This window comes from Amycolatopsis sp. NPDC028719 (genome assembly GCF_055565395.1).
The window spans coordinates 22,762-47,541 of the sequence record NZ_JBVHUL010000001.1 but is presented as its reverse complement, the minus strand read 5'-3'; the positions used below and the strand labels follow the sequence as shown (position 1 = coordinate 47,541).

Below are 24,780 nucleotides of genomic sequence, written 5' to 3'. Positions count from 1 at the left end.
CACCGTCGCTGATCAGCTCTTTCCTCCTGGGAGACAACTCGTGAACACGACCCTTGCGCTGTCCGACACGTTCGGCTCCGACCTCGTGCGGGGGATCGGCGCGATCCTGCTCTACGGCGTCATCGGCCTGCTGCTGATGTTCGCCGGCTTCTACGCGATCGACTGGACCACGCCGGGCAAGCTGTCGAAGCTGGTCACGCAGGGCCTGCCGAACGCGGTGATCGTGACCGCGTCCGGAATGCTTTCGATGGCGTTCATCGTCGTCGTGGCGATCTTCAACTCGGCCAGCGACCTCACCGAGGGCCTGATCACCTCGCTGGTCTACGGCCTGCTCGGGATCGTCGTCCAGGTGATCGCGGTCCGGCTGCTGGAGTGGGCGACCCGCATCGACGTGGCGTCGACCATCGAGAGCGAGAAGTTCGCCCCGGTGAGCATCGTCGTGGCCGCCGCGCACATCGGCCTGGGCCTCGTGGTGGCGGTCGGCATCTCCTGATCGCAGCGTTTGTGAGCCGGGTCACGCAGCGCGTGGCCCGGCTCCTCCGTTCGCACTAGCCTGGGAATCGTGCGCCTGCTGAGGACACCGGACGACCGGTTCACGGACCTGCCCGACTTCCCCTTCGAGCCGAAGTACGTCGAGCTCGCCGACCCCCACGGCGGCGTGATCAGAGTGGGCTACGTGGAGGCGGGACCCGCCGACGGCCGGCCGGTGCTCCTGCTGCACGGTGAGCCCAGCTGGTCGTTCCTCTACCGCAAGATGCTGCCGGTGCTGGCTGCCGCGGGGCTGCGGGCAATCGCGCCGGATCTGGTCGGCTTCGGCCGGTCCGACAAACCGGGCGCCTTGACGGACCACAGCTACGCCCGGCACGTCGAGTGGATGCGCGGCTTCGCGTTCGACGCTCTGGACCTGCGGGACGTGACGCTGGTCGGCCAGGACTGGGGTGGCCTCATCGGGCTGCGGCTGGTCGCGGAGAACCCCTCCCGGTTCGCGCGAGTCGTGGCGGCCAACACGGGGCTGCCGACCGGAGACATCGACATGCCGCCGGTGTGGCACTCGTTCCGCGAGGCCGTGGAGAAGGCCCCGGTCCTGGACGTCGCCCGCTTCGTCCAGTCGGGCTGCCGGACTTCCCTGTCGGAAGCGGAGCGGGCGGCGTACGACGCGCCGTTCCCCAACGAGATGTACAAGGCGGGTCCCCGGGCGATGCCTTCGCTGGTGCCGTACCGGCCGGACAACCCGGCTTCGGAGGCGAACCGCGCGGCGTGGAAGACGTTGACGGAGCTGGAAATCCCGTTCTTGGTCGCGTTTTCCGACGGCGACCCGATCACGGGCGGAATGGCCCCGATCCTGCAGCGCTCGATGAAGGGAGCGCAGGGGCTGGAGCACCCGGTGATCGCGGACGCGGGCCACTTCCTGCAGGAGGACGCGGGCGAGGAGCTGGCCCAGCACGTGGCGAGGTTCGTGCGCGGGTGAGCGAACCGGCGAGCGGCGGCGCAAGATGACCACGACGTCACCAGGCCTCCCCCGCCCGGCCGGGCCAGCTTTCTGCCGCAGCAGAAAGCAAAAGCGTCCTCGCCGGACGGGCAGGCTCCGGGATGGCCACCCGGAGCGCTGTCCTCTCACCTTTTCGAGGGGGCCGCTGGGTGGTCATCCCGTCGCCTGAAAGAGGCCTATCACGGCCTCAGGCGACGGGATGACCACTCAGCTCCTTGGTTTGGGGTCAGGTCAGCGCCGCGTGCGTGGCCGCCAGGGAATCCACCAGGATGTCCAGCCCCTCCTGGGCCTCCTCCGCTGTGAGGGTCATCGGCGGGCCCAGCCTCAGCACGTTGCCGTGCAAGCCGCCCTTGCCGATCAGCAGGCCGCGCTTCTTCGTCTCCTCCAGCATGCGCGCCGCCGCGGCCACGTTGGGCGTGGTCGTGCCCGGCTTGATCAGCTCCACCCCGATCATCAGGCCCTTGCCGCGCACCTCGGCCACCAGCGGCGAGGAAGCCGCGCGCAGGCCGGAAAGCAGCTGCGCACCCCGGGCCGCGCAGTTGGCCTGCAAGTCGTGGTCCTTGATGTAGTCCAGGACCGCCGTCGCGCCGGCCATGGACACCGGGTTGCCGCCGAACGTCGAGAACGACTGGGCCTGGAAGCAGTCCAGCACGTCCCCGCGGGCCACCACGCCGCCGACCGCGAGGCCGTTGCCCAGGCCCTTCGCGAACGTCATCATGTCCGGTGTCACGCCGTGCGCCTCGATGCCCCAGAAGTGCTCGCCCGTGCGGCCCCAGCCCGTCTGGACCTCGTCGGAGATGAACAGCACCCCGTACGAATCCAGCACCTCCTTCATCGCCCGGAACAGGCCGTCCGGCGGGAGGCTGAACCCGCCGACGCCCTGGATCGGCTCCGCGATCAGGCACGCGACGTCGCCCGCCGTCGCCGTGTCCAGGACGTCCACCAAGTCCGCGACACACGCGTCGATGTAGTCCGCGTCGGACAGGTCGCGGAACGGGCTGCGGTACCGGTAGCCGCCGTGGACGTAGTTGACCTTGACCGGGCTCAGCGCCGACGCCGACCAGCCGCGGTTGCCGGTGATCGCGACCGTCCCGAACGACCGGCCGTGGTAGGAGTTGCGCATCGCCAGCACCTGGTTGCTACGCCGGAACTGCGTCGCCAGCATCAACGCCGTGTCGTTGGCCTCGCTGCCCGAGTTGGTGAAGAACACCTTCGCGTCCGGGATGCCGGACAGCTTCGCGATCCGCTCGGCCAGCTCGACCTGCGACCGGATCAGGTACAGCGTCGAGGTGTGCAGGATGCCGGTGTCGAGCTGCTTGCGGACCGCGTCGCCGATCTCGGCGACGTCGTAGCCCATCGAGTTGGTCAGCACCCCGGCGAAGAAGTCGAGGTAGGTGCGGCCCTGGGAGTCCGTCATCCGCCGGTCGTGCGCGTGCACGATCTCGATCGGCTCTTCGTAGAGCAGCGACATCCAGGACGGCATGACAGCGCGGTGCCGGGCGAGCAGCTCGTCGGTCATCGAACGCCTCCTCTGGGGTTTCCCTGGAGTATGAGGACGCCGTGAACAGCGCTTCAACGATCAGACTGTCGGGATAACCCAGTAGGGACGCACAGTCTGTACGGACTACCCTCTGTCTTCGTGATTGACCCCAGGACTCTGCGCGATGACCCGGAAGCCGTGCGCGCGTCGCAGCGCGCCCGTGGTGAAGACGAGGGAGTGGTCGACAAGCTGCTCTCCCTCGACTCCCGGCGCCGCTCTTCGATCGCGGCCGCGGACAAGCTGCGCAACGAGCAGAAGGTGCTGGGCAAGCAGATCCCGAAGGCACCGCCGGAGGAGAAGCAGCAGCTGCTGGCCACCGCCAAGGAGCTCGCCGCGCAGGTCAAGGCCGCCGAGGCGGAGCAGAACACCGCGTCGGAGGAGTTCGACCAGCTCTTCCGCACCGTGGCGAACCTCGTCCACCCGGACGCGCCGGTCGGCGGCGAAGACGACTTCGCCGTGGTCAAGCACGTCGGCGAGCCCACGAAGTTCGACTTCACCCCGAAGGACCACCTCGAGCTGCTCGAAGCGCTCGGCGGCGTCGACATGGAACGCGGCGCCAAGGTGTCGGGCTCGCGGTTCTACTTCCTCACCGGCGTCGGCGCGCAGCTGCAGCTCGGCCTGCTCAACATGGCCATCGCGCAGGCCCTCGAGAACGGCTTCACGCCGATGATCACGCCCTCGCTGGTCCGCCCGGAGGTCATGGCCGGCACCGGCTTCCTCGGTTCGCACTCGAGCGAGATCTACCACCTCGAGGAAGACGACCTGTACCTCGTCGGGACGTCGGAGGTGCCCCTGGCCGGCTTCCACGCCGACGAGATCCTCGACCTGAACGACGGCCCGAACCGCTACGCGGGCTGGTCGTCCTGCTTCCGGCGCGAGGCCGGCTCCTACGGCAAGGACACCCGCGGCATCATCCGCGTCCACCAGTTCGACAAGGTGGAGATGTTCGTCTACACCAAGCCGGAGGACGCCGAAGCCGAGCACGAGCGGCTGCTCGGCTGGGAAGAGCAGATGCTCGCGAAGATCGAGGTGCCCTACCGGGTCATCGACACCGCGACCGGCGACCTCGGCACGTCCGCGCACCGCAAGTTCGACTGCGAGGCGTGGGTCCCGACGCAGGAGACCTACCGCGAGCTGACCTCGACGTCGAACTGCACGACGTTCCAGGCCCGCCGGCTGTCGATCCGCTACCGCGGCGAGAACGGCAAGCCGCTGATCGCCGCGACCCTCAACGGCACCCTGGCCACCACCCGGTGGATCGTCGCGATCGTCGAAAACCACCAGCAGGCCGACGGCTCGGTCCGCGTGCCCGAGGCGCTGCGCCCGTTCGTCGGCGGCAAGGAAGTCCTCACGCCCCGCTGATTCGGCCTTATGCCAGGTGCGCACCCGTTCGGCCCAGTAATGTCCGGGCCGAACGGGAGAGGACTCTTCGCATGCGCATGAAGTGGCAGGCCGTCGCGGCCTTGGCGGCCCTGACCGTGGTGGTGTCCGGCTGCACGGTGGCCGTCGGCGGCTCGGCGTCGCCGGTGCCGGGCCAGGGCCCGATCGTCAAGGCGATCGACGCCTGCTCCCTGCTCGACGAGGGCCAGCTCGACGCCCTCGGCTACGAGACCCAGGGCCGTTCGGTGCCGGAGGAAAAGGACCGGAACCAGACGGCGATGTGCCTCTGGAGCACCAAGGAAGACATCGAGCCGTCGAACATCCTCAACGTCGGCTACACGACGGACATCGACTTCAACGAGTACATCGCCGGAGCCGTCCCGAAGGGCGACCCGGAGCAGATCGCCGGCTTCAGCTGGCGGCAGTACCCGTCGCTCCTCGCCGACGACTGCGTGCTCTACGCCCTGCTCGGCGACAAGTCCTTCGCGTACGTCAGCGTGTCCGAACCGCCTCTCGAAAAGTCGTGTGAGCTGGCGAAGACGGTGATCCCGCAGGTCGCGGCCCACCTGCCCGGCGGCCAGGACGCGCCGTCGATCACCCCGACCGCGCCGGCCAAGGTGGAGCCGGGTGGGCCACTGCTGTCGGCGGACCCGTGCGCGACGCTCAAGCCGGACCAGGTCGCGCAGCTCAAGAACATCTCGCCCACCGGTGAGAAGGACGACTCGTCGGCGGTGCCCAACGCGACGTACTGCCTCTGGGACGACACCGACGGCAGCGAGGGTCAGAAGGCGTTCGAAGTCTGGTTCGGCCCGAGCACACCGGTCGCCGACTGGCCGGGCGTGAACGGCGTCAAGCCGCTCGAGACCGTCGACGTCGGCGGCAAGAAGTGGGGCGTCTACCCGAACCTGGGCGGCCTGCGCGTGACCTGCGGCGCGTTCCTGCCGATCACCGACACGTCGTCGGTGCAGGTGGTCAGCGGGTTCATCGGCGACGACACGAAGACGTGCGACGTCGTCAAGCAGGGCCTGCCGCTGGTGACGGCGAACCTGCCGGGTTAGTCCTTCGACACGTGGTCGGCGATGTGACGGGCGATCTCGAGCGCGCTCGTCGCGGCCGGGGACGGCGCGTTCAGGACGTGCACCTGGTCGCGCGCGGTCTCGATGAGGAAGTCGTCGACGAGCGAGCCGTCGCGGCGCATCGCCTGCGCGCGCACGCCGGAGCCGTGGCGGACGATGTCGTCCTCGGTGACGGCCGGGACGAGCCGGGCGAGGCTCGCTGCGAACCGCTTCTTCGAGAACGAGCGCCGGACCTCGTCGAGCCCGGTCGGGAGCGCGTACTTCTTCGCGAGCCGCCAGACGCCGGGGAAGGCCGCGACCTCGGCGACGTCCTTCGCGGAGAAGTCGGTCCAGCGGTAGCCCTCGCGGCGCAGCGCGAGCACGGCGTTCGGACCGGCGTGCACGCTGCCGTCGAGCATCCGCGTGAGGTGCACGCCGAGGAACGGCAGCGTCGGGTCCGGCACCGGGTAGATTAGGCCCTTGACCAGGCCGCGGCGTTCGGGCTTGAGCTCGTAGTACTCGCCTCGGAAGGGCACGATCTTCGCCGACGGCGTCAGCCCGGCCAGCCGCGCGACGCGGTCGGAGTGCAGGCCGGCGCAGTTCACGAGCCCGTCCGCGACGATGACGTCCTCGCCGGTCGCGACCTCGACCCCGCCGTCGCTCCCGGCGCGGATGGCCAGCGCGGGGCTGTTCAGCCGGAGGTCGACGCCGGCTTCGTCGAGCAGCCGGACGAGCGCCTGGCAGACGCCGGGGAAGTCGATGATCCCGGTGGACTCGACCCGCAGCGCGGCGACGCAGGCGACCTCGGGCTCGTACTCGCGTGCTTCGGCGGGGGAGATCTTCTTCGCCGGGACGCCGTTCGCCTCGGCCCGCTCGGCGAGCGTGTTCAGCGCCGGGATCTCCTTCTCGTCGGTCGCGACGACGAGCTTCCCGCAGACCTCGACGGGCACGCCGTACTGCCGCGCGAAGTCCACGATGGACCGGTTCCCGGCGACGGACATGCGCGCCTTGAAGGACCCGGGCTTGTAGTAGAGCCCGGCGTGGACGACGTTCGAGTTGTGCCCGGTCTGGTGCGCCGCCCAGCGCGGCTCCTTTTCCAGCACCGTGACGTCCAGCCCGCGCCTGGTCAGCTCCCAGGCCACGGCCAGACCGACGATCCCACCCCCGACGACCACCACGTTGCGCACGATCGACCAGGCTACGCGAGCGGGGAAGGGCCTGGTGAGCCGGTCAGTCCGCCAGCCCGGCCGTGGTCAGCGCCTTCTGCGTGTTCATCCCCAAGCCCGTCCCGTAGGCCCGCTCGAAACCGTCCGTCCCCAGCGACTCGACGACCCGGGCCCGCACCGACGAGACGTCCGGGTCGCCGGCGATCGACGTGCCCCGTACCCCCGCCGCCGCGCCCAGCAGTGTCGCCGCCTGCTCGGGCGGAGCCGCCCCGGCCAGTCCCTCCAGGGCGAACGCCACGACGTCGCCCGCGTTCCGCCGGCGGCCGGTCAGCAGGGCCGAGCGGTGCAGCCGGACCGCCTCGGCCGGGTGGCCCTCGGCCGAAGCCAGCCAGCCCAGCGAGATCATCGCCATCGCGCGGACCGTCTCCGCCGCGAACGAGCCGCCCGGGCACTCCGCGAGCGCGCGCTCGCCCAGGGCGCGGGCCGCGGCGAGGTCGCCTTCGTACCGGGCCAGGTTCGCCAGCCCGGTGTACGCGGCCGCGCGGGACTCGGGCATCCCCGTGCGGCGGGCCGTCGCCGCGGCCAGTTCGTAGTCCGCCCGCGCGCCCGCGCGGTCGCCCGCCAGCAGACGGGTCCACCCGCGGCGGCAGATGAGGTCCGCGGCGTCGTCCAGTGCGCCGATCTCCCGCATCAGGCTCAGCGCCTCGTCCATCATCGGCACGGCGTCGCCGGGCCGGCCGCGCCACGTGAGCAGCTGGGACAGGTGGTCCAGGGCCATCGACAGGCCCCACCGCTCGCCCAGCGCGCGGAACTGCGCCGCGCCTTCGCGCAGCCCTTCCTCGGCCCCCGTCAGGTCGCCGGTCATCATCGCCCGCAGGCCCATGCCCGTCGGCAGCAGCGCCCAGGCCCAGGCGTCGCCGGCCGCCAGCAGGCCCTCGCCGCGGCCGACCAGCTCGTCGTCGTCACCGGGCGGGCCCACGACGACGCCGAGCAGCATCACCAGCATCGGGTTCCGGGGCGACCAGCCGCCGTCCGCCGCGTACCGCCGGACCAGCGGCAGGTACTGCTCCAGCGACTCGTCCGGGTGCCCGGACAACGCGCCGAGCACGCACACCAGGAACTCCTCGACGTACTGCTCGCGCAGCTCCGTCGGGGTCCGCGAGACGACGGCCAGCGACAACCCGGCGCCCTCGAACCGCCGTCCGCGCATCCACCAGTACATCGCCAGCGACGGCACCAGCCGCAGCGCGAGCGCGACGTCGTGCTCGGTCGCCCAGCGCAGGGCGGCCAGCAGGTTGTCGTACTCGGCGTCGATCCGGTCCAGCCACTCGAGCTGGGCCGCGGTCCGCAGCATCGGGTCGGCTTCCTCGGCGAACCGCAGGAAGTACTCGGCGTGCGCGCGGTGGACCCGCTCGGTCTCGCCCGCTTCGGCGAGCTTCCCGGCGCCGAACGCGCGGATCGTCTCGAGCATCCGGAACCGGCCGCCGACGGCTTCGACCAGCGACTTGTCGGCCAGCTCGAGCAGCAGCTCAGCGTCGGCGCCGCAGACCTCGGCCGCCGCGGCGAGTGTCGCGCCGCCGGGGAACACCGTCAGCCGCCGGGCGAGCTCGCGTTCGTCGTCACCGAGCAGGTCCCAGCTCCACTCGACGACCCCGCGCAGCGACCGGTGCCGCTCCTCGGCCGTCCGGCTGCCGCGGGCGAGCAGCCGGAACCGGTCGTCGAGCCGGGCCGCGATCTCGCCGAGGTCCAGGCTCCGGACGCGGGCCGCGGCCAGCTCCAGCGCCAGCGGCAGGCCGTCGAGGGCCGCGCAGACGTGCTGGACGTCGCCGATCGTCGCGTCGCCGACGGTGAACGCGGGGTCGCTCGCGGCCGCGCGGTCGGCGAACAGCCGGATCGCCGGGTAGGTCAGGGCTTCGGCCGCGGGCGTGCCCGGCGGTGGGACGGCCAGCCGCGGCACCGGCGCCAGCTGCTCGCCGGTGATGCCGAGCGGCTCACGGCTGGTCGCCAGCACCCGCAGCCCCGGGCACGCGCCGAGCAGCCGCGCGGTCAGCCGGGCCGCGACGTCGACGACGTGCTCGCAGTTGTCGAGCACGAGCAGCGCCGCCCGGTCGCGCAGCGCCGAGATCAGCCGGTCGGCCGGGTCCTGCGGGCCGCCGCGCGTGCTCTCGCGCAGGCCGAACGCGGCCAGCACCGCGCCCGCGACGCCGTCGCCGTCGTGCGGGGCGAGCTCGACGAACGCGACCGACCCGAAATCAACGGAGGCGGCTGCTGCGGTTTCGATGGCCAGCCGCGTCTTGCCGGTGCCGCCCGGCCCGGTCAGCGTCACGAGCCGGCTGCGGTCCAGCAGCCCGGCCACCTGCCGCAGCTCGCCGGTCCGGCCGACGAAGCTGGTCAGCTGCGCGGGCAGCGCGGAGATCGCCGGCTTCTCGGTTTCGCCGCGCAGCACCGCGAGGTGGGCTTCGGCGAGGTCCGGACCAGGGTCGGCACCCAGCTCGTCGGCCAGCGTGCGGCGGGCGTCTTCGAACGCGGCCAGCGCGTCGGCCGGCCGGCCCGCGGCGGCGAGCGCGCGGACCAGCTGCGCGCGCGGCCGTTCCCGCAACGGCTGCGCGGCGACGGTCTCCCGCAGCTCGGCGAGGACGTCTTCGGCCCGCCCCAGGGCCAGCCGGGCTTCGACGTGGTCGTCCGCGGCGTCGGCCCGCAGCTCCTCCAAGCGGGCGGCCTGGGCGGCGGCGAACGGTGCGTCGGCCAGGTCGGTGAACGCGGCTCCGCGCCACAACGCCATCGCTTCGCCCACTGTGGACGCGGCGCGGGCGTGCTCGCCGTTCTTCAGCAGCGTCCGGCCTTCGCGCGCCAGGCGTTCGAAGACATGAACGTCCACTTCGTCCGGTTCGACGACCAGGCGATACCCGGCGGCGGTGAACTCGACCGGGGCCAGCTCCTTCAACGCCGTCCGCAGCCGGGAGACCTGCGACTGGAGGGCGTTCGCCGCGCCGTCCGGCGGGAATTCGCCGTACATGCCGTCGATCAGCCGCTCGGCGGGCACGAACCGCCCGGCCTCCAAGGCGAGCAGGGCCAGCAGCGTCCGCGACCGCGGGCCGCCGACCGGCACCTGCGTGCCGTCCGGGCGCCACGCGGCGACCGCCCCCAGCACCCCGAATCGCATGGCCTCAGCTTAAGACGGTCGCCGACCTGGGGAAGTTGTCACTCGAAAGTGGTCTTCGGCGTGGGCCTGTGAATCACCTGAGTGAGCGTATATACACTTCGCCGGGTCCCCACGCAATGGGAGAGGTATGTCGACCGACAGCATTGCCCTCGGTCAGCCGACCGTCGGAGAAGAAGAGCTCGCCGCCGTAGCCGAGGTCTTCAGATCCGGCTGGCTGGCCGGCGCCGGACCGGCTTGCCGCCGCTTCGAAGAACGGTTCGCGCAGGTCACCGGCACCGCGCACGCGTTGACGACCGCGAACTGCGGTTCCGCGCTCTTCCTGGGCCTCAAGGTGCTGGGAGTCCGGCCGGGCGACGAGGTGATCGTCGGCGACTACACGTTCCCCGCCACCGGCCACGCCGTCGTGCAGGCAGGCGCGACGCCGGTGTTCGCCGACATCCGCCCGGACGTCTTCAGCGCCGACCCGGCCCACGTCGAGTCCCTGATCACGCCGAAGACCGTCGGCATCCTCGTCGTCGACGTCGCCGGCCAGCCCGGTGACTTCGACGAGTACCGCGCGATCGCCGACAAGCACGGCCTCTGGCTGTTCGAGGACGCTGCCTGTGCCGCGGGCGCGACGTACAAGACGCGCCCGGCCGGCAGCCTCGCCGACCTCGCGGCGTTCTCCTTCCACGGCCGCAAGGGCATCACCGCCGGCGAAGGCGGCGCGCTGGTCTCCGACCGCGAAGACCTCATCGCGCACGCCCGCAAGCTGCACACCTACGGCATCGAGCCGGCGATCAGCCGCGAAGGCTCGAACACGCTGCCGATCCCGGAGTTCCACGAGCTCGGCTACAACTTCCGCATGTCGGACGTCCAGGCCGCGATCATGAACGTCCAGCTCGACCGGCTGCCGGACCTGCTCGCCGCCCGCCGTTCGGTCGCGAAGCGCTACCACGAGGCGTTCGCGGACTTGGCGGACACCGGCGCGCTGACCGTCCCCGTCGAGCTCCCCGATCGCGAGCACCCGTGGCAGGCCTACCTGCTCACGGTCGCGCCGGAGATCAGCCGCGACACGCTCGCCCTGCGGGTCCGCGAGCGGGGCGTCCAGTGCAACTTCGGCACCTACGCCTCACACCTCCAGCCGATCTACGGGCCCCAGACCCCGCTGCCCGTCTCCGCCGACGCGTTCGCGCGTCAGCTCGCGATCCCCATGCACGCGAACCTCACCGACGCCGAAGTGACGCGCGTCGGCGAGGTCGTGCGCGAAGCCGTGCAGTCCCTGTCTTGACCCCGCCAACCGAGGAGAAATTGGTGTCCGACAAGAAGGTGCTCTTCACCGGGGCGGGTGGGTTCATCGCCGCGCACGTCATCCCGCTGCTCATCGAGGGCGGCTACACGGTGCGGATCTTCGACAACATGACCCGCGGCGACCGCGCCCGCGTCAACGAGTTCGTCGCCACCGGCAAGGTCGAGCTCGTCGAGAAGGACGTCCGCTACGGCGGTGCGGTGCGCGAGGCCATGCGCGGCTGCACGCACGTCATCCACTTCGCGACGGTGTCGATCAACAAGTCGATCGCGGACCCGCACGAGTCGTTCGACATCAACATGACCGGCAACCACAACGTGTTTGCCGCGGCCGCCGACGAAGGCGTCGAGCGCCTGGTGTTCGCGTCGACGGCGTCGGTCTACGGCGAGCCGAAGCGGCTGCCGATGCACGAGGACGACGAGCTCAAGCCGCTCACGCCGTACTGCATCTCGAAGCGCGCCGGCGAGGACATGCTCGGCTTCTACGAGCGCCAGAAGGGCCTGTCCTGGAACGCGCTGCGGTTCTTCAACGTGTACGGCCCGGGCCAGAAGATCGAGGCCTACTACACGTCGGTGATCAACCACTTCATCCAGCGCCTGCGCGCCGGCCAGCCGCCGATCATCGACGGCCGCGGCGACCAGTCGATGGACTTCGTGCACGTCAGCGACCTGGCGCGGGCCGTCGTCGCGGCGCTGGAGTCGGAGCGGGCGAACCTGCCGATCAACATCGGCACCGGCATCGACACCTCGATCGCCGCGCTCGCCAAGATCCTGATCGAGGCCGTCGGCGTCGACGTCGAGCCGCTGTTCAACGAGCGTGACGTCCTGGTCTCGCGCCGCGCCGCCGACATCACCCGCGCCCGCGAGGTGCTCGGCTGGGAGCCGCGGATCACTGTCGAAGAAGGTATGCGGCAGCTGGTCGAGGACTCTCAGTGAACGCCGACGTGCTCTTCCCCGCGGAGGCGTCATGAACGCAGCCACCGCGGGCCCTGCCCGAGGACGTGCGATGCGCATCGCGGTGGTCAACAACTTCTTCCCGCCCCGGGTGGGCGGGAGCGCACACATGTCGGCTTCGCTGGCGGCGCAGTTCGTCGAGGCCGGCCACGAGGTGCTGGCGATCACGGCCGCGTACGCCGACGCCCCCGCCGAGGAGGAGCGCGACGGCTACCGCGTCGTGCGCCTCCCGGCGGTGAAGATGCCGCAGGTCGGCCTGTCGATCGACTTCGACATGAGCTTCGCGTCGCTGCGGCCGGGCAACTGGCGGCGGCTGTGGAAGCTGCTCGACGAGTTCAAGCCGGACGCGATCCACCTGCACGGCCAGTTCTTCGACCTGTCGTGGCTGGCCGGGAGCTACGCGCGGCGGCGGAACATCCCGGTGCTGCTGACCATCCACACGCTGCTGATCAGCGACAACAAGCTGTACGGCGGCGTGTTCCGGATGCTCGACGCGGTGCTGGTGAAGCCGATCCTGCGCTACATCCGGCCGCGCTACGTCATCCTCGACAAGCTCGGCGTCGACTACTGCGTCGAGCGCTACGGCACCAGCGACGCGAACTCGGAGTACTTCCCGATCGCGGTCGACACGGGTCACTTCGCGAAGCCGGTGACGAAGGACGTCCGCGCGGAGCACGAGATCGGTGACGCGCCGCTGATCGTCTCGCTCGGGCACGTCATCCCGCTGCGCAACCGGCTGCCGCTGATCGAGGCGCTCCCGGCCATTCTGGACAAGCACCCGGGCACCCGGGTGGTGGTCGTCGGCCGCGTCTACCACGACGCGTTCCTGAAGCGGGCCGCGGAACTGGGTGTCTCGGACGCGCTGGTCGTCACCGGTGCGGTGCCGAAGGCGGACGTCCCGGCGTACTTCGCGGCGGCGGACATCGTCACGCACGACCTCAACGGCGGCTGCGGCACGGCGTCGCTCGAGGCGATGCTGTCCGGCACGGCGACGATCGCGTCGGTCACCGAGGACAACTACCCCGGCATCGAGCTGCGCAACGGCGAAAACGTCCTGCTGGTGCGGCCCGACGACGCCGAAGCCGTGGCCTCGACGGTGATCGGCCTGCTCGACGACCCGGAGAAGCGGGCGCTGATCGCGCAGCGCGAGAGCGAGCTGGTCCGGTCGAACTTCGGCCTCGACGTCGTCGCCGAGGAACACCTTCGCACGTTCGAGAAACTGGTGTCTGAAGCGGATGTTCTTCGATGACGAGCGCAGCCACCGGCTGCGTCCGCAGATCCTGACCGAGCTCGTCTCGCAGTACATGAACGACGCCGAGCGGGCGCAGTTCTACGGGCTGCCGTCGACGTGCCGCGTCCGTGAGCGCGTGAAGATCATCAGCCCCGAGAACCTGAAGATGGGCGACCACTGCTGGGTCGGTGAGGGCGCGGCGCTCGACGCGAGCGGTGGCTTGGAGATCGGCGAGCACACCAGCATCGGGCTGAACACGCTGATCTTCACGCACTCGAGCTGGCTCGCGAACATGACGCTGCAGAACCATTCGGGCAGCGACCTGATCGAGCGCAAGCCGGTGAAGATCGGCAAGGGCTGCTTCATCGGCGGCCTGGTGGTGATCATGGCGGGCGTGACGATCGGCGACTTCGCGACGGTGCAGCCGAATTCGGTGGTGGCGAAGGACGTCCCGCCGCGGACGCTGGTGGCGGGCAACCCGGCACGGGTGTTCCAGCGGTACGACGAGGAGTACATCCAGTCCGAAGTGGACCGCGTCCGGGCGGAGAACGCCCGCCGCCGCGAGATCGCGGAGGAACGTGGTCAGGCTCCCGGCTGGGGCGCGCCGTCCGGGGACTTCTCGGAGTAGGTCAGAGCCGGTCCGCCAGCAGCTTCCCGATCTTGGCGTAGCCGTCTTCGCTGCCTGTCACGTACAGGTACAACTGCGCGGTGCGCACCCCTCCGTGGCTGTGCTTGGCGACCGCGACCGTGGTGCCGCCGCCCTGGCTCGTCGACTCGCAGTGCAGTGCGGCCTCGCCGATGCCCGCCATCATCGTCGTGTTCTTGCACGACGACTTCGCGCCCGCGACGAACCGGGACACCGACGTGTCCGGGCCGATGAACAGCTCCGCGGTCTGGCCGGCGCCGTATTCGCACACGTAGGCCGTGGTCTTCGGCTTGCTCACCGAAGAAGTGGATGACGGCGGCACCGACGTCGTCGCCGGCGCCGCCGTCGTGGAGCCGCCCGAACACGCTGTGATGCAGGTCAGCAGGCATGTGGCGGCGAAGAATCCCCCGGTGAAGCGCACGCCTGACAATTTAGTACTTCGTAACCGAGCGCAGGATTGCGGTTACGCAACGTTTCGGTCGCGTCCCAAGACGAGCGTACGCTCGAAAGGTCTGGAGCAACCTTTCCGCGGCCCGGCCGTCGCTGGGAGAAACGGAACGAGGTGACGCATGGCGCGCGGCGACGACGAGTTCGCGGACTTCGTGCGCGCGTCCTCGGCCCGGCTCACCCACGCAGCCTACCTGCTCACCGGTGACCGCCACCAGGCGGAGGACGCCGCGCAGACCGCCTTCACCCGCACGTACGCGGCCTGGTCGCGCGTCCGGCACAAGGACGCCTACGGCTACGCCCGCACCGTCCTGGTGAACCACGTCATCGACGGCTGGCGGCGCCCGATCCGCGAGTACGCCACCGAGGCGATGCCCGACCGGCAGGACCGGCTCGACGTCGACCAGGCCGTCACCCAGCGCGCGTGGCTCACCGCCGTGCTGCGGACGCTGACCGCCCGCGAACGCGCCGTCGTCGTGCTGCGCCACTTCTTCGACCTGCCCGAAGCCGACGTGGCCCGTGAGCTCGGCGTTTCGCTGGGTACCGTGAAGAGCACGAATTCGCGCGCGCTGGCCAAGCTGCGCGTGGAGGCCGGCACCGGCGAGGACACGCTGATCGGAGGGAGCGGGCGATGAACGACCTCGACGACTTCCGCGCCGCCCTCCGGCAGCCGCCCGACGAACCCTTCGCCGAACCCGACCTGGCCGCGATCATGGCCGGCGGCACGCGCATCCGGCGTCGCCGCCGCGTGCTGACCACCACCGGGGGCATCGCGGCCGCGGCCGCCGTCGTGCTGGTGGTCGTGTTCGCCGTCCAGCTGCGGCAGCCCGCGCCCGTGCCGGTCGCGCAGCCGCCTGCCCCGCCGACGTCGTCCGCGTCGACGACCGGCGCCCCACCCGAACGGCCGCCGATCGGCGACGTCGTCGGCACGGGGATCCTGACGAAAGCGGGCGAGATCGTCTTCTTCGCGCGGGCGGTCGACGAGCCGCAGATACTGCCGGACATCCACTTCGGCCTGGTCGCGGGCTTCCGCTCCGGCACGTCCCTGCAGGCCGCGCTGGCCACGAACGAGATCCGGGGCTCCGACCGGTCGTTCGGCTTCCACGCCACCGACGGCGGCGAACTCGTCAGCGACCAGCTCATCCCGGTCTTCGGCTACTTCGCCGGCCCGGCGGCGCGGATCACCACGACGGTGCACGGCAAGACCATCGAGGCCAACCTGACGAAGTGGACCGAGGACCCGAACGTCGTGTTCTTCTGGTTCGACCCGGTCGTCGTGCCGGACTCGGCGTCGCTGACCCCGCTGATCGCCTACGACGGCGAAGGAAAGCGGCTCACCAAGTAGCCGGACAGCCGGTCGGCGGTACACGACGGCCCCGCACGGGCGTAAGACGGCAACCGTGACCTCACGACGGGCGTTCCTGACCGCTTCAGCGACTCTTTTCGGGGGCGCGGGGCGAAGCCCGAATGTCCCAGCCGTGCTGGGGGCCGTCTCCGCGGCCGGTGTCCCGGCGGGTGCCGCCGAACTCGGGGACCGCGGGCCGGGCCGCCCGGTGCGGCCGCAGCGTCCCGGCCCGGACCTGCGGGCGCTGCTCCGGCAGGTCGACGAGCGGCGGATCGAGGCGACCGTGCGGCGGCTGGCCGCGTTCGGCACCCGGCACACGCTCTCGGCCCAAGACGACCCTTCCCGCGGCATCGGCGCCGCGCGCGACTGGCTGTACGCGCAGTTCCAGCAGGTCGCAGCCGCTTCCGGAGGCCGGCTGACGGTCGAGCTGCAGTCGTACGTGCAGCCGCCGGCCGACCGGATCCCGGTGCCGACGAAGATCACCAACGTCGTCGCGACGCTGCGCGGATCCGCCGATCCTGGCCGCGTGTACGTCGTTTCGGGGCACTACGACTCGCGCCGCAGCGACGTCATGGACTTCACCGGCGAAGCACCGGGAGCGGACGACGACGCTTCGGGTGTCGCGGTCGCACTGGAGCTCGCGCGAGTCCTCTCGACCCGGCAGCCGCTCGCGACGATCGTCTTCGCCGCCGTCGCGGGCGAGGAGCAGGGCCTCTACGGCGCGCGATACCTGGCGCGGCAGTTCAAGGCCGCCGGCACCGACGTCCAGGCGATGTTCACCGACGACATCGTCGGCTCCAGCCGCGCGGACGACGGCACGCGGGACCCAGTGACGGTTCGCCTGTTCGCCGAGGGCGTCCCGACTGCGGAGACGCCGGCCGAGGCGAACCTGCGCCGCAGCATCGGCGGCGAGAACGACTCACCGCCGCGGCAGCTGGCCCGGTTCGTGAAGTCCGTGGCGGAGAACGATGCGACCGGCATGAACGTCCGCGTGATCTATCGCCGCGACCGCTACCTGCGCGGCGGCGACCACATCGGCTTCCTGGAGCAGGGCTATCCGGCGGCGCGGTTCACCGAGCCCGCCGAGGACTTCGCGCACCAGCACCAGGACGTCCGCGTCGAGGACGGCGTCCGGTACGGCGACTTGCCGGAGTTCTGTGACTTCCCGTTCATCGCCCGGGTCGCGCGGGTGAACGGCGCCGCGCTGTGGTCGCTCGCGACGGCGCCGGGCACGCCCAAGGGCGTCAAGATCCGCACGGCGGCCCTGACGAACGATTCGGAACTGCTGTGGGACGCGACGCCGGGCGCCGTGGGCTACGAGGTCCTCTGGCGCGAAACGACGGCGCCGGACTGGACCCACGCGATCGACGCCGGCCCGGCGTTGACGGCGAAGATCGACCTGTCCAAGGACAACGTCTTCTTCGCCGTCCGCGCGGTGGGCCCGGACGGCCGCCGAAGCCCGGCGGCCTTCCCGGCGCCGGTCAGCTAAGCCGCGGCCTGCGTGAGGACCTGCTCGACGACGTGGTGCGAAGGCAGGATCAGGTCGCGCTCGGTGTCGGCGTCGACTTTGCCCTCCAGCAGGTCGCAGAACCGGTCCAGCTGCGAAGCCAGCGGCTCGCGCGCGGTGATCAGCTCCGGGATCTCGATCACCGTCTGCTGCCGGTAGCCGAGGCCGTCCGGGGTGACGGAGTCGTGCGAGATGTGCCGGTAGATCGTGACGTCGCGACGCAGCAGGTCGATCTCGATCAGCCGGTCCAGCTCCGACACCACCAGCGACCGGACCTTCTTCTGGCCCAGCCGCGAGGCCGAAACGGTGGCGAGGCCGGTCGGGAACGACAGCACCGTCTCGATGGTGTCCTCGGCGCCGTCGACCGACGACGGGTGGAAGTAGCCCGCGCCGGAGGTGACCCGAGACGGCGTCGCGCCGCCGAAGAACTGGATCGCCAGGTCGACGTCGTGCACCAGCAGGTCCCACGCCACACCGGTCTTGATGCGCGGCGCGTACGGGCCGTGGCGGCGCGCCATCAGGTGCACCGGCTCCTGCACCAGCGCCCGCGCGGTCATGACCGCCGGGTTGTAGCGCTCCAGCAGCCCGCACATCAGCGGGACACCCTTCGACGCCGACAGCGCGACGATCTCCTGCGAGAGCTCGTAGCTGTTGCACACCGGCTTTTCCACCAGCATCGGCTTGCCCTGGCCGAGGATCTCCTGCGCCAGGTCGTAGTGCGCCTCGGTGGCCGAGGCCAGCACCACGGCGTCCACATCGGACAGTGAGCCGATTTCCGGCGTCCACTGGGTTTCGTACCGCTCGGCGACGGCCTTGCCCGCTTCTTCACGCGGATCGATCACGCGGACGAGGTCCACGCGTTCGTTGCCGGCGAGCACGCGGGCGTGGAGGGAACCCATGTTCCCGGTCCCGACAAGAGCGATCCGATGCGTCATGCGCCCAGTACCTCGCGAACGGTTTCGATGATGGTGTCCAGGTCGGACTCGGTCAGGTGCGGGTGCACCGGCAGCGAAAGCGCCTGGTGGGCGACCGCTTGCGCCACCGGGAAGTCCTCGACGCGCGCGCCCGGGATCAGGTCGTGACCCGCGTAGCACTCGTAGTCGAAGACGATCTTGGGGTAGTAGATGCCGTTGCCGATGCCGCGCTCGGTGAGCGCCGCGGCCAGCTCGTCGCGCGAGAGGAACGCGTGCGGCCCGACCAGCACGGTGTACTGGTGCCACACGTGTTCGCGGCCCGGCAGCACCTGCGGGATGTCCAGGCCGGGCGTGCCGGCGAGGCCCTCCGACAGCCGCTTCGCGTTCGCCTGGCGGGCCGCGGTCAGCTGGTCGAGCTTCGCCAGCTGCGGGATGCCGACCGCCGCGTGCAGGTCGGTCATCCGGTAGTTGTGCCCGGCGACCTCGTACTGGTAGCGGGCGCGCATGCCCTGGTTGCGCAGCACGCGCAGCTTGTCGGCCAGCGCGTCGTCGTCCGTCGTGATGACGCCGCCCTCGGCGGTGGTGATGTTCTTCGTCGCGTACAGCGAGAAGCAGCCGATGCCGAACGAGCCGGCCTGCTTGCCCTCGAACGACGCGCCGACGGCCTGCGCGGAGTCCTCGATGACCTGGAGGCCGTGCTCGGCGGCCAGCGGGGCGAGCTTGCCCATGTCCGCGGTCTGGCCGTAGAGGTGCACCGGCATGAGCACCTTCGTGCGGCCGGTCACCGCCTTCGCCACGGCGTCGGGGTCGATCGCGAAGTCGTCGCGCCGGATGTCGGCGAACCGGACCGTCGCACCGGCCTCGAGGATCGCGTTCAGGGTCGCGACGAAGGTGAACGGCGAGGTGATGACCTCGTCGCCCGGCTTCAGGTCGAGCGCCTGGAGCGACGCGACGAGCGCGGTCGTCCCGTTGTTGACCGCGATCGCGTGCTTCGTCCCGGAGACCGCCGCGAAGGCGTCTTCGAAGCGTTTGACCATCGGTCCCTGTGCGATGGCGCCGGAGCGCAGCACCTCGACGACGAGGTCCTCCGCGTCGCGGACGTCGACCACAGTGATGGGGATCATGGGCAGTCTCTCTCGGCAGGCGATTTCGGCGCGTCCGGTACAGTGAGCCGCCGGTTCTGCGCCCGGCCGCCCTGCATGAACGCGGGCCACACGTTACCGGGCGCGGTAGCACGCCCAGTACCCAGCCGCCGACGAACGGATACCCGCCCGTGGCCAACCGCATCCACCCGACCGCCGTCCTCGGCGAAGGCGTCGAACTCGGCGACGACAACGTGATCGGGCCGTTCGCCGTGATCGTCGGGCCGGCCCGGATCGGCGACGGCAACTGGATCGGCCCCCACGTGACGATCGGCACCCCCGGCGAGGACCGCGGCCGCCCGCACCCGGCGGCCTGGAGCGAGCCGCCGTCCGGTGACCCGGATCATGACGGCCACGGCGTGGTCATCGGCAGCCGCAACCGCATCCGCGAGTACGTGAGTGTCCACCAAGGGACCTGGCGGACGACGATGATCGGCAGCGACGGCTACTTCCTCCGCAACTCCCACATCGCGCACGACTGCCTGGTCGGCGACGGCGTGACGATCGCGTCCAACGCCGTCACGGGCGGGCACTGCCACATCTGGGACGGCGCCAACCTCGGCATGGGCGCGATCCTGCACCAGAAGGTCGTGATCGGCCCCGGCGCGATGATCGGGATGGGCTCGGCGGTGCGGCGCGAGATCGGCGCGTTCACCATCGCCGTCGGCAACCCGGCGCGCGTCACCGGCGTCAACGTCGTGGGCCTGTCCCGCCGCGGCGTCGACGAGGCGACGATCGAGGCGCTCGGGCCGTGGCTGAAGGGCAAGGAAGGTCTCCCGGACGCCACGCTGCCCGGCGACCTCTCTACCTTGGTAAAGGCGTGGGACGCCCGCCCGCGCGAAGAGCACTAGGAGCTGTCTGATGTCGGAAGTCGCCCCCAAGCTGCGCGAGGTCTTCGTCGAGGCGCTGGACCTCGACGGCGACGTGGACGTCGAGAACCTCAAGTACCGCGACCTCGAGGCGTGGGACTCGGTCGGCCACATGGCGCTGGTCGCGGCCATCGAGGACGAGTTCGACGTCGAGTTCGACACCGACCAGGTGATCGACATGTCGAGCTTCAAGGTCGCCGTGGACATGGTGACCGAGCTGCAGGCGAAGAATGACTGATCTGTCCGGTCGCGTCGCGCTCGTCACCGGCGGGACGCGGGGGATCGGCCTGGCCACCGCCCGCGCTCTGGTGGAGTCGGGCGCGACGGTGGTGCTCACCGGCCGCGACGAAGCTCGTGCGAAGGAAGCCGCTTCTTCAGTGGGCGCCGCGGCCGGGCTCGCGCTGGACGTCACCGACGCGAAGGCCGTGTCTTCGCTGGTCAGGGGTGTTGCGAAGGAGCACGGCAAGCTCGACATCGTCGTCGCGAACGCCGGGATCATGGAGGACGCGCTCCTCGGGATGATCCGCGAGGAGCTCGTCGACACGACGCTGAGCACGAACGTCGCCGGCACGCTGCACACCGTCCAGGCCGCGGCCCGGGCGATGATGCGGAAGAAGACCGGCTCCGTCGTGGTGCTCGCCTCCATCGTCGGTGAGTACGGAAGCGCTGGTCAGACGGTGTATGCGGCGTCGAAGGCGGCGGTGGCGAACATCGCGCGTTCGGCGGCGAAGGAGCTCGGCCGGTCCGGGATCCGGGTCAACGCGGTCGCGCCCGGCGTGATCGAGACGGACCTGACCGCGGGCCTGAGCGAGGACGCGAAGGCCGAAAACACGAGCCGGACGCCGCTCGGGCGCCTCGGCCGGGCGGAAGACGTGGCGAACGCGATCCGGTTCCTGGTGAGTGACGAGGCGTCCTTCGTCACCGGACAGGTGCTGGGCGTCGACGGAGGCTTGGTGCTGTGACTTTGCTGGGTGCGGGAGCTCGGCTGGTGGACGTGGCCGGGGGCCGCACGCTGGCGGGCGCGGAACTGTCGGCCGAGGTCGGCAAGCGGATGGACGAGCTGGCGGCGCTGCCCGTCGGCGTCGTCTTCGCGCGGATGGCGGTCGACCTGCCGAGCGTGCTGACCTACCTGGGCGCGTTCGAATCCGGCCGGGCGATCGCGCTGATCGATCCGGCGCTGGACGCCGACGTGCTGGCCGGGCTGGTTTCGCGCTTCCGGCCGGCGGCCGTGCTGTCGGCTTCGGGGGACGCGCCCGCCGGGTACGTCACCCGCGGCTCCGACTGGGTTCGCTCGTCGGCCGAGGGCGTGGAGCCGCACCCCGACCTGGCCGTGCTGCTCCCGACCAGCGGGTCGACCGGCAACCCCAAGCTCGTCCGGCTGTCGCGCCAGGCGATCCTGGCCAACGCCGACGCCATCGCCCAGGTGCTGGACATCGACGCCGACGAGGTCGCGCCGACGTGCCTGCCGCTGCACTACAGCTACGGCCTGTCGGTGCTGAACTCGCACCTGGTGCGCGACGCGACGATCGTGATCGAGCCGTCCGGCGTGCTCGGCCGCGGCTTCTGGGACGCCGTGACCACGTACGGCGTCACGTCCCTCTCGGGCGTCCCGTACCACTACGAAATGCTGCGGCGGCTCAAGTTCGACCCCGCGAAGTACCCGACGCTGCGCACGCTGACGCAGGCCGGCGGGAAGCTGCGCGACGACCTGATCGCCGAGTTCAACGCCAAGATGCTGGCCGTCGGCGGCCGGATGTACGTCATGTACGGCCAGACCGAGGCCGCGCCGCGGATGACGACGGTGCCCGCCGAAAGACTGGCCGAGAAGCTCGGTTCCGCCGGGCCGGCGCTGCCGGGCGGCAAGTTCGCGGTCCGCCGGGACGACGGCTCGGAGACCACGCACCCGAAAATTGTCGGTGAGGTCGTCTACCGTGGGCCCAATGTGATGCTGGGTTACGCGGACGACGAGTCCGGCCTGGCCAAGGGCGACGAATGCGGCGGCGTGCTCGCCACCGGTGACCTCGGGTACCTCGACGAAGAGGGGTACCTGTTCATCACCGGGCGGCTCAAGCGCATCGGCAAGGTGTTCGGCAACCGCGTCAGCCTCGACGACCTCGAGCAGGCGGCCCGCGCGGCGGCGGTCGGGATCGACGTCGTGGCGGCGGTGCCCGCCGGCGACAAGGTCGTGCTGTTCGCGGAGGGCGTCGACAAGGCGATCTGCAAGGACGCGTCGAAGGCGCTGTCCGAGCGGCTGCACCTGCACTCGAGCGGGTTCGACGTGCGCCCGATCGACACCGTGCCGCTGCTGGCCAGCGGCAAGATCGACTACCGGTCACTGGAGGCGAAGGTATGAGCGTGTTCACTCGGTCGCAGGCCGACCGGGAGGCGTTGCTGCTGCCCGAGCTCGCCGCTCTGACGTCCCACCACAGGGCGAACTCGGCGGGCTACGAGCGGATCCTGTCGTCACTCGGGATCACGCCCTCCGCTTCGTTCGCGACGATCGCCGACCTGCCGTGGCTGCCGGTGCGGATGTTCAAGACGCACGACCTGAAGTCGGTCCCGGACAGCGAGGTGTTCAAGACTCTCACCTCGTCCGGCACCACCGGCGCCGGCGCGTCGCGGATCTACCTCGACAAGGAGGCCGCGGGCGCGCAGACCAAGCAGCTGGGCGCGACGCTGCAGGAGGTCCTCGGCGGCGAACGGCTGCCGATGCTCATGGTCGACACGATCGGCATCATCAAGAACCGCCGGTCGTTCTCCGCGCGCGGCGCGGGTGTGCTGGGCATGGCGAACTTCGGCCGCAAGCACACGTACGTGCTCGACGAGAACGACAAGCCGGACGTCGAAGCGGTCAAGAAGTTCCTGGCCGAGTACGGCGGCAAGCCGTTCCTGATCTTCGGCTTCACGTTCATGGTGTGGCAGTACCTGTACGAGGTCGCGCGCGACCACGGCTTGGACCTCTCGAACGGCATCCTCATCCACAGCGGTGGCTGGAAGAAGCTGATCGACCGCGCGGTGGACAACACCGAGTTCCGGCGGCGGTTCAAGGAAGACACGGGGCTCACCCGGATCCACAACTACTACGGCATGATCGAGCAGATCGGCACAGTGTTCCTCGAAGGGCCGTCCGGCAACTCGCTGTACTGCCCGGACTTCGCCGACGTCGTGATCCGGAACCCGGAGACGTGGGAAGAGCAGCCGGTCGGCGAGCCGGGCGTGATCGAGGTCGTCTCGACGCTGCCGCGGTCGTACCCGGGGCACGTGCTGCTGACCGAAGATCTCGGTGTCTACAACGGGATCGACGACGGCGACTGGCCGGGCAAGCACTTCTCCGTGCTCGGCCGGCTGCCCAAGGCCGAGGCTCGCGGCTGTTCGGACACGTTCTCGGGAGCGGCGGCGTGACCACTCTGAATCAGCGTTTCCCTTTGTCGGATGCGGTTTCGGTGGATGACTTGGTCTCCGAGCTGCGCGCCTCGCCGCCCGGCGGCCGGCTGCGCGTCGGTGACCCGCGGATCGTCGAATTCATCACGAAGTTCGCGCGCAAGCTGCTGGCCCCGGCCACCGCGCGCCGGTTCCCGGAACTGGCGTCGCTCGGGTTCTTCCTGCGCAAGGGCGAAATAGCCAAGGCACTGTCCACTCTGGACACTTCGTCCGGTTCGCTGCGGTTCCCGCGCGGTCTCGTGTTCCACGTGCCGCCGGCGAACGTCGACACGATCTTCGTCTACTCGTGGGCGCTGTCCGCGCTGGCGGGCAACCACAACGTGGTGCGGGTGTCGTCGCGCTCGGCCGGCGCCGCCGAGGCGGTGCTGGACGCGCTGAACGCGGCGCTGTCCGAAGTGGACTCCGCGGTGTCCGACGTCGTCCGGGCGACCCAGCGCATGGTGACGTACGACCGCAGCGACGAGGTGAGCGGCGCCCTGTCGCTGGCCGCCGACCTGCGCGTCATCTGGGGCGGCGACGGCTCGGTCGCGGCGCTGCGGAAGTACCCGCTCGCGCCGCACGCGCGTGACCTGACGTTCCCGGACCGCTCGTCGTTCGCCGTCGCCTCGGTGGCGGGCTGGCAGCGGGCGTCCGAAGCGGAGCGTCGCGCGGCCGCCGAGGGTTTCTACAACGACTCGTACTGGTTCGACCAGGCCGCCTGCTCGTCGCCGCGCGCGGTGTTCTGGGTCGGCGACGCCGCCGGGGCGCGTGAGGCAGGCCAGGAGTTCCGCACCCTGCTGGCGGCGGTCCTGGAGACGAAGCAGCACGTCACCGAGCCGGCGATGGCGGTCCAGAAGCGCGTCTCGGCGTACGGCGCGGCGGTCGACGGGCTGGTCAAGGAGATCGCGTTCGACGGCAACGGCCTGGCCACGTTGGAGCTGGCCGACCCGGCGGTGCTGCCGCGGGAGTGGCTCGGCGCCGGCACGTTCGCGAACGCGCAGGTGTCCACTTTGTCCGATCTGGTGCCGGTCGTCCTGCGCAAGGACCAGACGGTCAGCCAGTTCGGCTTCACGACCGAGGAGCTGACGGAGTTCGCGCACGAGCTGGCGGGCCGCGGCGTCGACCGGATCGTGCCGTTCGGTTCGGCCTTGACGTTCTCCGCGGTGTGGGACGGTTACGATCTGCTGGCCGAATTCAGCCGCCTGGTCACGGTGCAATGAGGCTT

Annotated in this window: 23 protein-coding genes; 17 read left to right on the top strand and 6 right to left on the bottom strand. The window is 70.6% G+C overall.

What is annotated here, in order from left to right; all coding sequences use genetic code 11:
* Positions 1-40 precede the first annotated feature (40 nt).
* Positions 41-493 (top strand): DUF350 domain-containing protein, encoded by a 453-nt coding sequence (locus tag ACZ4TR_RS00210; RefSeq protein ID WP_364516306.1) that lies wholly within the window; start codon positions 41-43, stop codon positions 491-493.
* Between the two features lie 60 nt (positions 494-553).
* Complete coding sequence (locus ACZ4TR_RS00205) at positions 554-1,468, top strand: haloalkane dehalogenase (RefSeq protein WP_465286252.1); 915 nt, start codon at positions 554-556, stop codon at positions 1,466-1,468.
* A gap of 247 nt (positions 1,469-1,715) precedes the next feature.
* Here the strand turns inward: ACZ4TR_RS00205 and ACZ4TR_RS00200 are convergent, their stop codons facing one another.
* Positions 1,716-3,008, bottom strand: a complete 1,293-nt coding sequence (locus tag ACZ4TR_RS00200; protein WP_465285115.1) for an aspartate aminotransferase family protein — start codon at positions 3,006-3,008, stop codon at positions 1,716-1,718.
* Positions 3,009-3,128: 120 nt separating this feature from the next.
* On the opposite strand from ACZ4TR_RS00200, the gene serS reads away from it, so the two are divergent.
* Entirely contained in the window at positions 3,129-4,391 is a 1,263-nt protein-coding gene (gene serS / locus ACZ4TR_RS00195; protein ID WP_465285114.1) for a serine--tRNA ligase, read from the top strand.
* Positions 4,392-4,462: 71 nt separating this feature from the next.
* Complete coding sequence (locus ACZ4TR_RS00190; RefSeq protein WP_465285113.1) at positions 4,463-5,467, top strand: DUF3558 family protein; 1,005 nt, start codon at positions 4,463-4,465, stop codon at positions 5,465-5,467.
* On the opposite strand, the gene lhgO is transcribed toward ACZ4TR_RS00190, so the two are convergent.
* Positions 5,464-6,651: an L-2-hydroxyglutarate oxidase gene (gene lhgO, locus ACZ4TR_RS00185; protein ID WP_465285112.1), complete on the bottom strand. Its 1,188-nt coding sequence runs from the start codon at positions 6,649-6,651 to the stop codon at positions 5,464-5,466. The two genes, ACZ4TR_RS00190 and lhgO, sit on opposite strands and share 4 nt — an antisense overlap.
* A 43-nt stretch (positions 6,652-6,694) precedes the next feature.
* Entirely contained in the window at positions 6,695-9,793 is a 3,099-nt protein-coding gene (locus ACZ4TR_RS00180; protein ID WP_465285111.1) for an AfsR/SARP family transcriptional regulator, read from the bottom strand.
* Positions 9,794-9,920: 127 nt separating this feature from the next.
* Between ACZ4TR_RS00180 and ACZ4TR_RS00175 the strand changes: the two genes are divergently transcribed.
* The 4 genes from ACZ4TR_RS00175 to ACZ4TR_RS00160 all read left to right on the top strand — a co-directional run bounded on the left by ACZ4TR_RS00175 (position 9,921) and on the right by ACZ4TR_RS00160 (position 13,893).
* On the top strand, positions 9,921-11,063 hold the full coding sequence (locus ACZ4TR_RS00175) for a DegT/DnrJ/EryC1/StrS family aminotransferase (protein WP_465285110.1): 1,143 nt from the start codon (positions 9,921-9,923) through the stop codon (positions 11,061-11,063).
* Positions 11,064-11,086: 23 nt separating this feature from the next.
* Positions 11,087-12,016, top strand: a complete 930-nt coding sequence (locus tag ACZ4TR_RS00170) for an NAD-dependent epimerase/dehydratase family protein (protein WP_364516322.1) — start codon at positions 11,087-11,089, stop codon at positions 12,014-12,016.
* Positions 12,017-12,086: 70 nt separating this feature from the next.
* A complete protein-coding gene (locus tag ACZ4TR_RS00165) occupies positions 12,087-13,283 on the top strand; it encodes a glycosyltransferase family 4 protein (RefSeq protein ID WP_465285109.1) in 1,197 nt (398 codons plus the stop codon).
* Positions 13,270-13,893 carry an acyltransferase gene (locus ACZ4TR_RS00160; protein WP_465285108.1) on the top strand — a complete coding sequence of 208 codons (624 nt, stop codon included), beginning with the start codon at positions 13,270-13,272 and terminating at the stop codon, positions 13,891-13,893. Before ACZ4TR_RS00165 ends, ACZ4TR_RS00160 begins: the two co-directional genes overlap by 14 nt.
* A gap of 1 nt (position 13,894) precedes the next feature.
* Here the strand turns inward: ACZ4TR_RS00160 and ACZ4TR_RS00155 are convergent, their stop codons facing one another.
* Positions 13,895-14,332, bottom strand: a complete 438-nt coding sequence (locus ACZ4TR_RS00155; RefSeq protein WP_465285107.1) for a hypothetical protein — start codon at positions 14,330-14,332, stop codon at positions 13,895-13,897.
* A gap of 148 nt (positions 14,333-14,480) precedes the next feature.
* Here ACZ4TR_RS00155 and ACZ4TR_RS00150 point away from each other — a divergent pair, with 148 nt between their 5' ends.
* From ACZ4TR_RS00150 to ACZ4TR_RS00140, 3 genes are read left to right on the top strand one after another with little or no spacing between them, the layout of a single operon-like run.
* On the top strand, positions 14,481-14,993 hold the full coding sequence (locus ACZ4TR_RS00150) for a SigE family RNA polymerase sigma factor (protein ID WP_465285106.1): 513 nt from the start codon (positions 14,481-14,483) through the stop codon (positions 14,991-14,993).
* Positions 14,990-15,703: a hypothetical protein gene (locus ACZ4TR_RS00145; protein ID WP_465285105.1), complete on the top strand. Its 714-nt coding sequence runs from the start codon at positions 14,990-14,992 to the stop codon at positions 15,701-15,703. The genes ACZ4TR_RS00150 and ACZ4TR_RS00145 overlap by 4 nt, the downstream gene beginning before the upstream one ends.
* Positions 15,704-15,758: 55 nt before the next feature.
* Positions 15,759-17,192, top strand: coding sequence for a M20/M25/M40 family metallo-hydrolase (locus tag ACZ4TR_RS00140; RefSeq protein WP_465285104.1), 1,434 nt, complete (start codon positions 15,759-15,761; stop codon positions 17,190-17,192).
* Here ACZ4TR_RS00140 and ACZ4TR_RS00135 read toward each other — a convergent pair.
* Both ACZ4TR_RS00135 and ACZ4TR_RS00130 read right to left on the bottom strand, forming a co-directional pair.
* On the bottom strand, positions 17,189-18,145 hold the full coding sequence (locus tag ACZ4TR_RS00135; protein ID WP_465285103.1) for a Gfo/Idh/MocA family protein: 957 nt from the start codon (positions 18,143-18,145) through the stop codon (positions 17,189-17,191). The two genes, ACZ4TR_RS00140 and ACZ4TR_RS00135, sit on opposite strands and share 4 nt — an antisense overlap.
* Positions 18,142-19,248, bottom strand: a complete 1,107-nt coding sequence (locus ACZ4TR_RS00130; protein WP_465285102.1) for a DegT/DnrJ/EryC1/StrS family aminotransferase — start codon at positions 19,246-19,248, stop codon at positions 18,142-18,144. Before ACZ4TR_RS00130 ends, ACZ4TR_RS00135 begins: the two co-directional genes overlap by 4 nt.
* A gap of 149 nt (positions 19,249-19,397) precedes the next feature.
* On the opposite strand from ACZ4TR_RS00130, the gene ACZ4TR_RS00125 reads away from it, so the two are divergent.
* From ACZ4TR_RS00125 to ACZ4TR_RS00100, 6 genes are read left to right on the top strand one after another with little or no spacing between them, the layout of a single operon-like run.
* On the top strand, positions 19,398-20,117 hold the full coding sequence (locus ACZ4TR_RS00125; RefSeq protein WP_465285101.1) for an acyl-ACP--UDP-N-acetylglucosamine O-acyltransferase family protein: 720 nt from the start codon (positions 19,398-19,400) through the stop codon (positions 20,115-20,117).
* 10 nt (positions 20,118-20,127) lie between these two features.
* Positions 20,128-20,373, top strand: a complete 246-nt coding sequence (locus ACZ4TR_RS00120) for an acyl carrier protein (protein WP_284744421.1) — start codon at positions 20,128-20,130, stop codon at positions 20,371-20,373.
* Positions 20,366-21,097: an SDR family NAD(P)-dependent oxidoreductase gene (locus ACZ4TR_RS00115; RefSeq protein ID WP_465285100.1), complete on the top strand. Its 732-nt coding sequence runs from the start codon at positions 20,366-20,368 to the stop codon at positions 21,095-21,097. The genes ACZ4TR_RS00120 and ACZ4TR_RS00115 overlap by 8 nt, the downstream gene beginning before the upstream one ends.
* Positions 21,094-22,488, top strand: a complete 1,395-nt coding sequence (locus ACZ4TR_RS00110; protein ID WP_465285099.1) for an AMP-binding protein — start codon at positions 21,094-21,096, stop codon at positions 22,486-22,488. The genes ACZ4TR_RS00115 and ACZ4TR_RS00110 overlap by 4 nt, the downstream gene beginning before the upstream one ends.
* Positions 22,485-23,537, top strand: a complete 1,053-nt coding sequence (locus ACZ4TR_RS00105; RefSeq protein WP_465285098.1) for a LuxE/PaaK family acyltransferase — start codon at positions 22,485-22,487, stop codon at positions 23,535-23,537. Before ACZ4TR_RS00110 ends, ACZ4TR_RS00105 begins: the two co-directional genes overlap by 4 nt.
* Complete coding sequence (locus tag ACZ4TR_RS00100; RefSeq protein ID WP_465285097.1) at positions 23,534-24,775, top strand: acyl-CoA reductase; 1,242 nt, start codon at positions 23,534-23,536, stop codon at positions 24,773-24,775. The genes ACZ4TR_RS00105 and ACZ4TR_RS00100 overlap by 4 nt, the downstream gene beginning before the upstream one ends.
* The last annotated feature ends 5 nt before the right edge of the window (positions 24,776-24,780 follow it).

Excerpts from the sequence above, each read along its gene's own strand:
- ACZ4TR_RS00200 (WP_465285115.1), bottom strand. The coding sequence starts at position 3,008 with ATGACCGACGAGCTGCTCGCCCGGCACCGCGCTGTCATGCCGTCCTGG.
- ACZ4TR_RS00190 (WP_465285113.1), top strand. The coding sequence starts at position 4,463 with ATGCGCATGAAGTGGCAGGCCGTCGCGGCCTTGGCGGCCCTGACCGTG.
- ACZ4TR_RS00180 (WP_465285111.1), bottom strand. The coding sequence starts at position 9,793 with ATGCGATTCGGGGTGCTGGGGGCGGTCGCCGCGTGGCGCCCGGACGGC.
- ACZ4TR_RS00175 (WP_465285110.1), top strand. The coding sequence starts at position 9,921 with ATGTCGACCGACAGCATTGCCCTCGGTCAGCCGACCGTCGGAGAAGAA.
- ACZ4TR_RS00165 (WP_465285109.1), top strand. The coding sequence starts at position 12,087 with ATGCGCATCGCGGTGGTCAACAACTTCTTCCCGCCCCGGGTGGGCGGG.
- ACZ4TR_RS00160 (WP_465285108.1), top strand. The coding sequence starts at position 13,270 with ATGTTCTTCGATGACGAGCGCAGCCACCGGCTGCGTCCGCAGATCCTG.
- ACZ4TR_RS00150 (WP_465285106.1), top strand. The coding sequence starts at position 14,481 with ATGGCGCGCGGCGACGACGAGTTCGCGGACTTCGTGCGCGCGTCCTCG.
- ACZ4TR_RS00145 (WP_465285105.1), top strand. The coding sequence starts at position 14,990 with ATGAACGACCTCGACGACTTCCGCGCCGCCCTCCGGCAGCCGCCCGAC.
- ACZ4TR_RS00135 (WP_465285103.1), bottom strand. The coding sequence starts at position 18,145 with ATGACGCATCGGATCGCTCTTGTCGGGACCGGGAACATGGGTTCCCTC.
- ACZ4TR_RS00130 (WP_465285102.1), bottom strand. The coding sequence starts at position 19,248 with ATGATCCCCATCACTGTGGTCGACGTCCGCGACGCGGAGGACCTCGTC.
- ACZ4TR_RS00120 (WP_284744421.1), top strand. The coding sequence starts at position 20,128 with ATGTCGGAAGTCGCCCCCAAGCTGCGCGAGGTCTTCGTCGAGGCGCTG.
- ACZ4TR_RS00115 (WP_465285100.1), top strand. The coding sequence starts at position 20,366 with ATGACTGATCTGTCCGGTCGCGTCGCGCTCGTCACCGGCGGGACGCGG.
- ACZ4TR_RS00105 (WP_465285098.1), top strand. The coding sequence starts at position 22,485 with ATGAGCGTGTTCACTCGGTCGCAGGCCGACCGGGAGGCGTTGCTGCTG.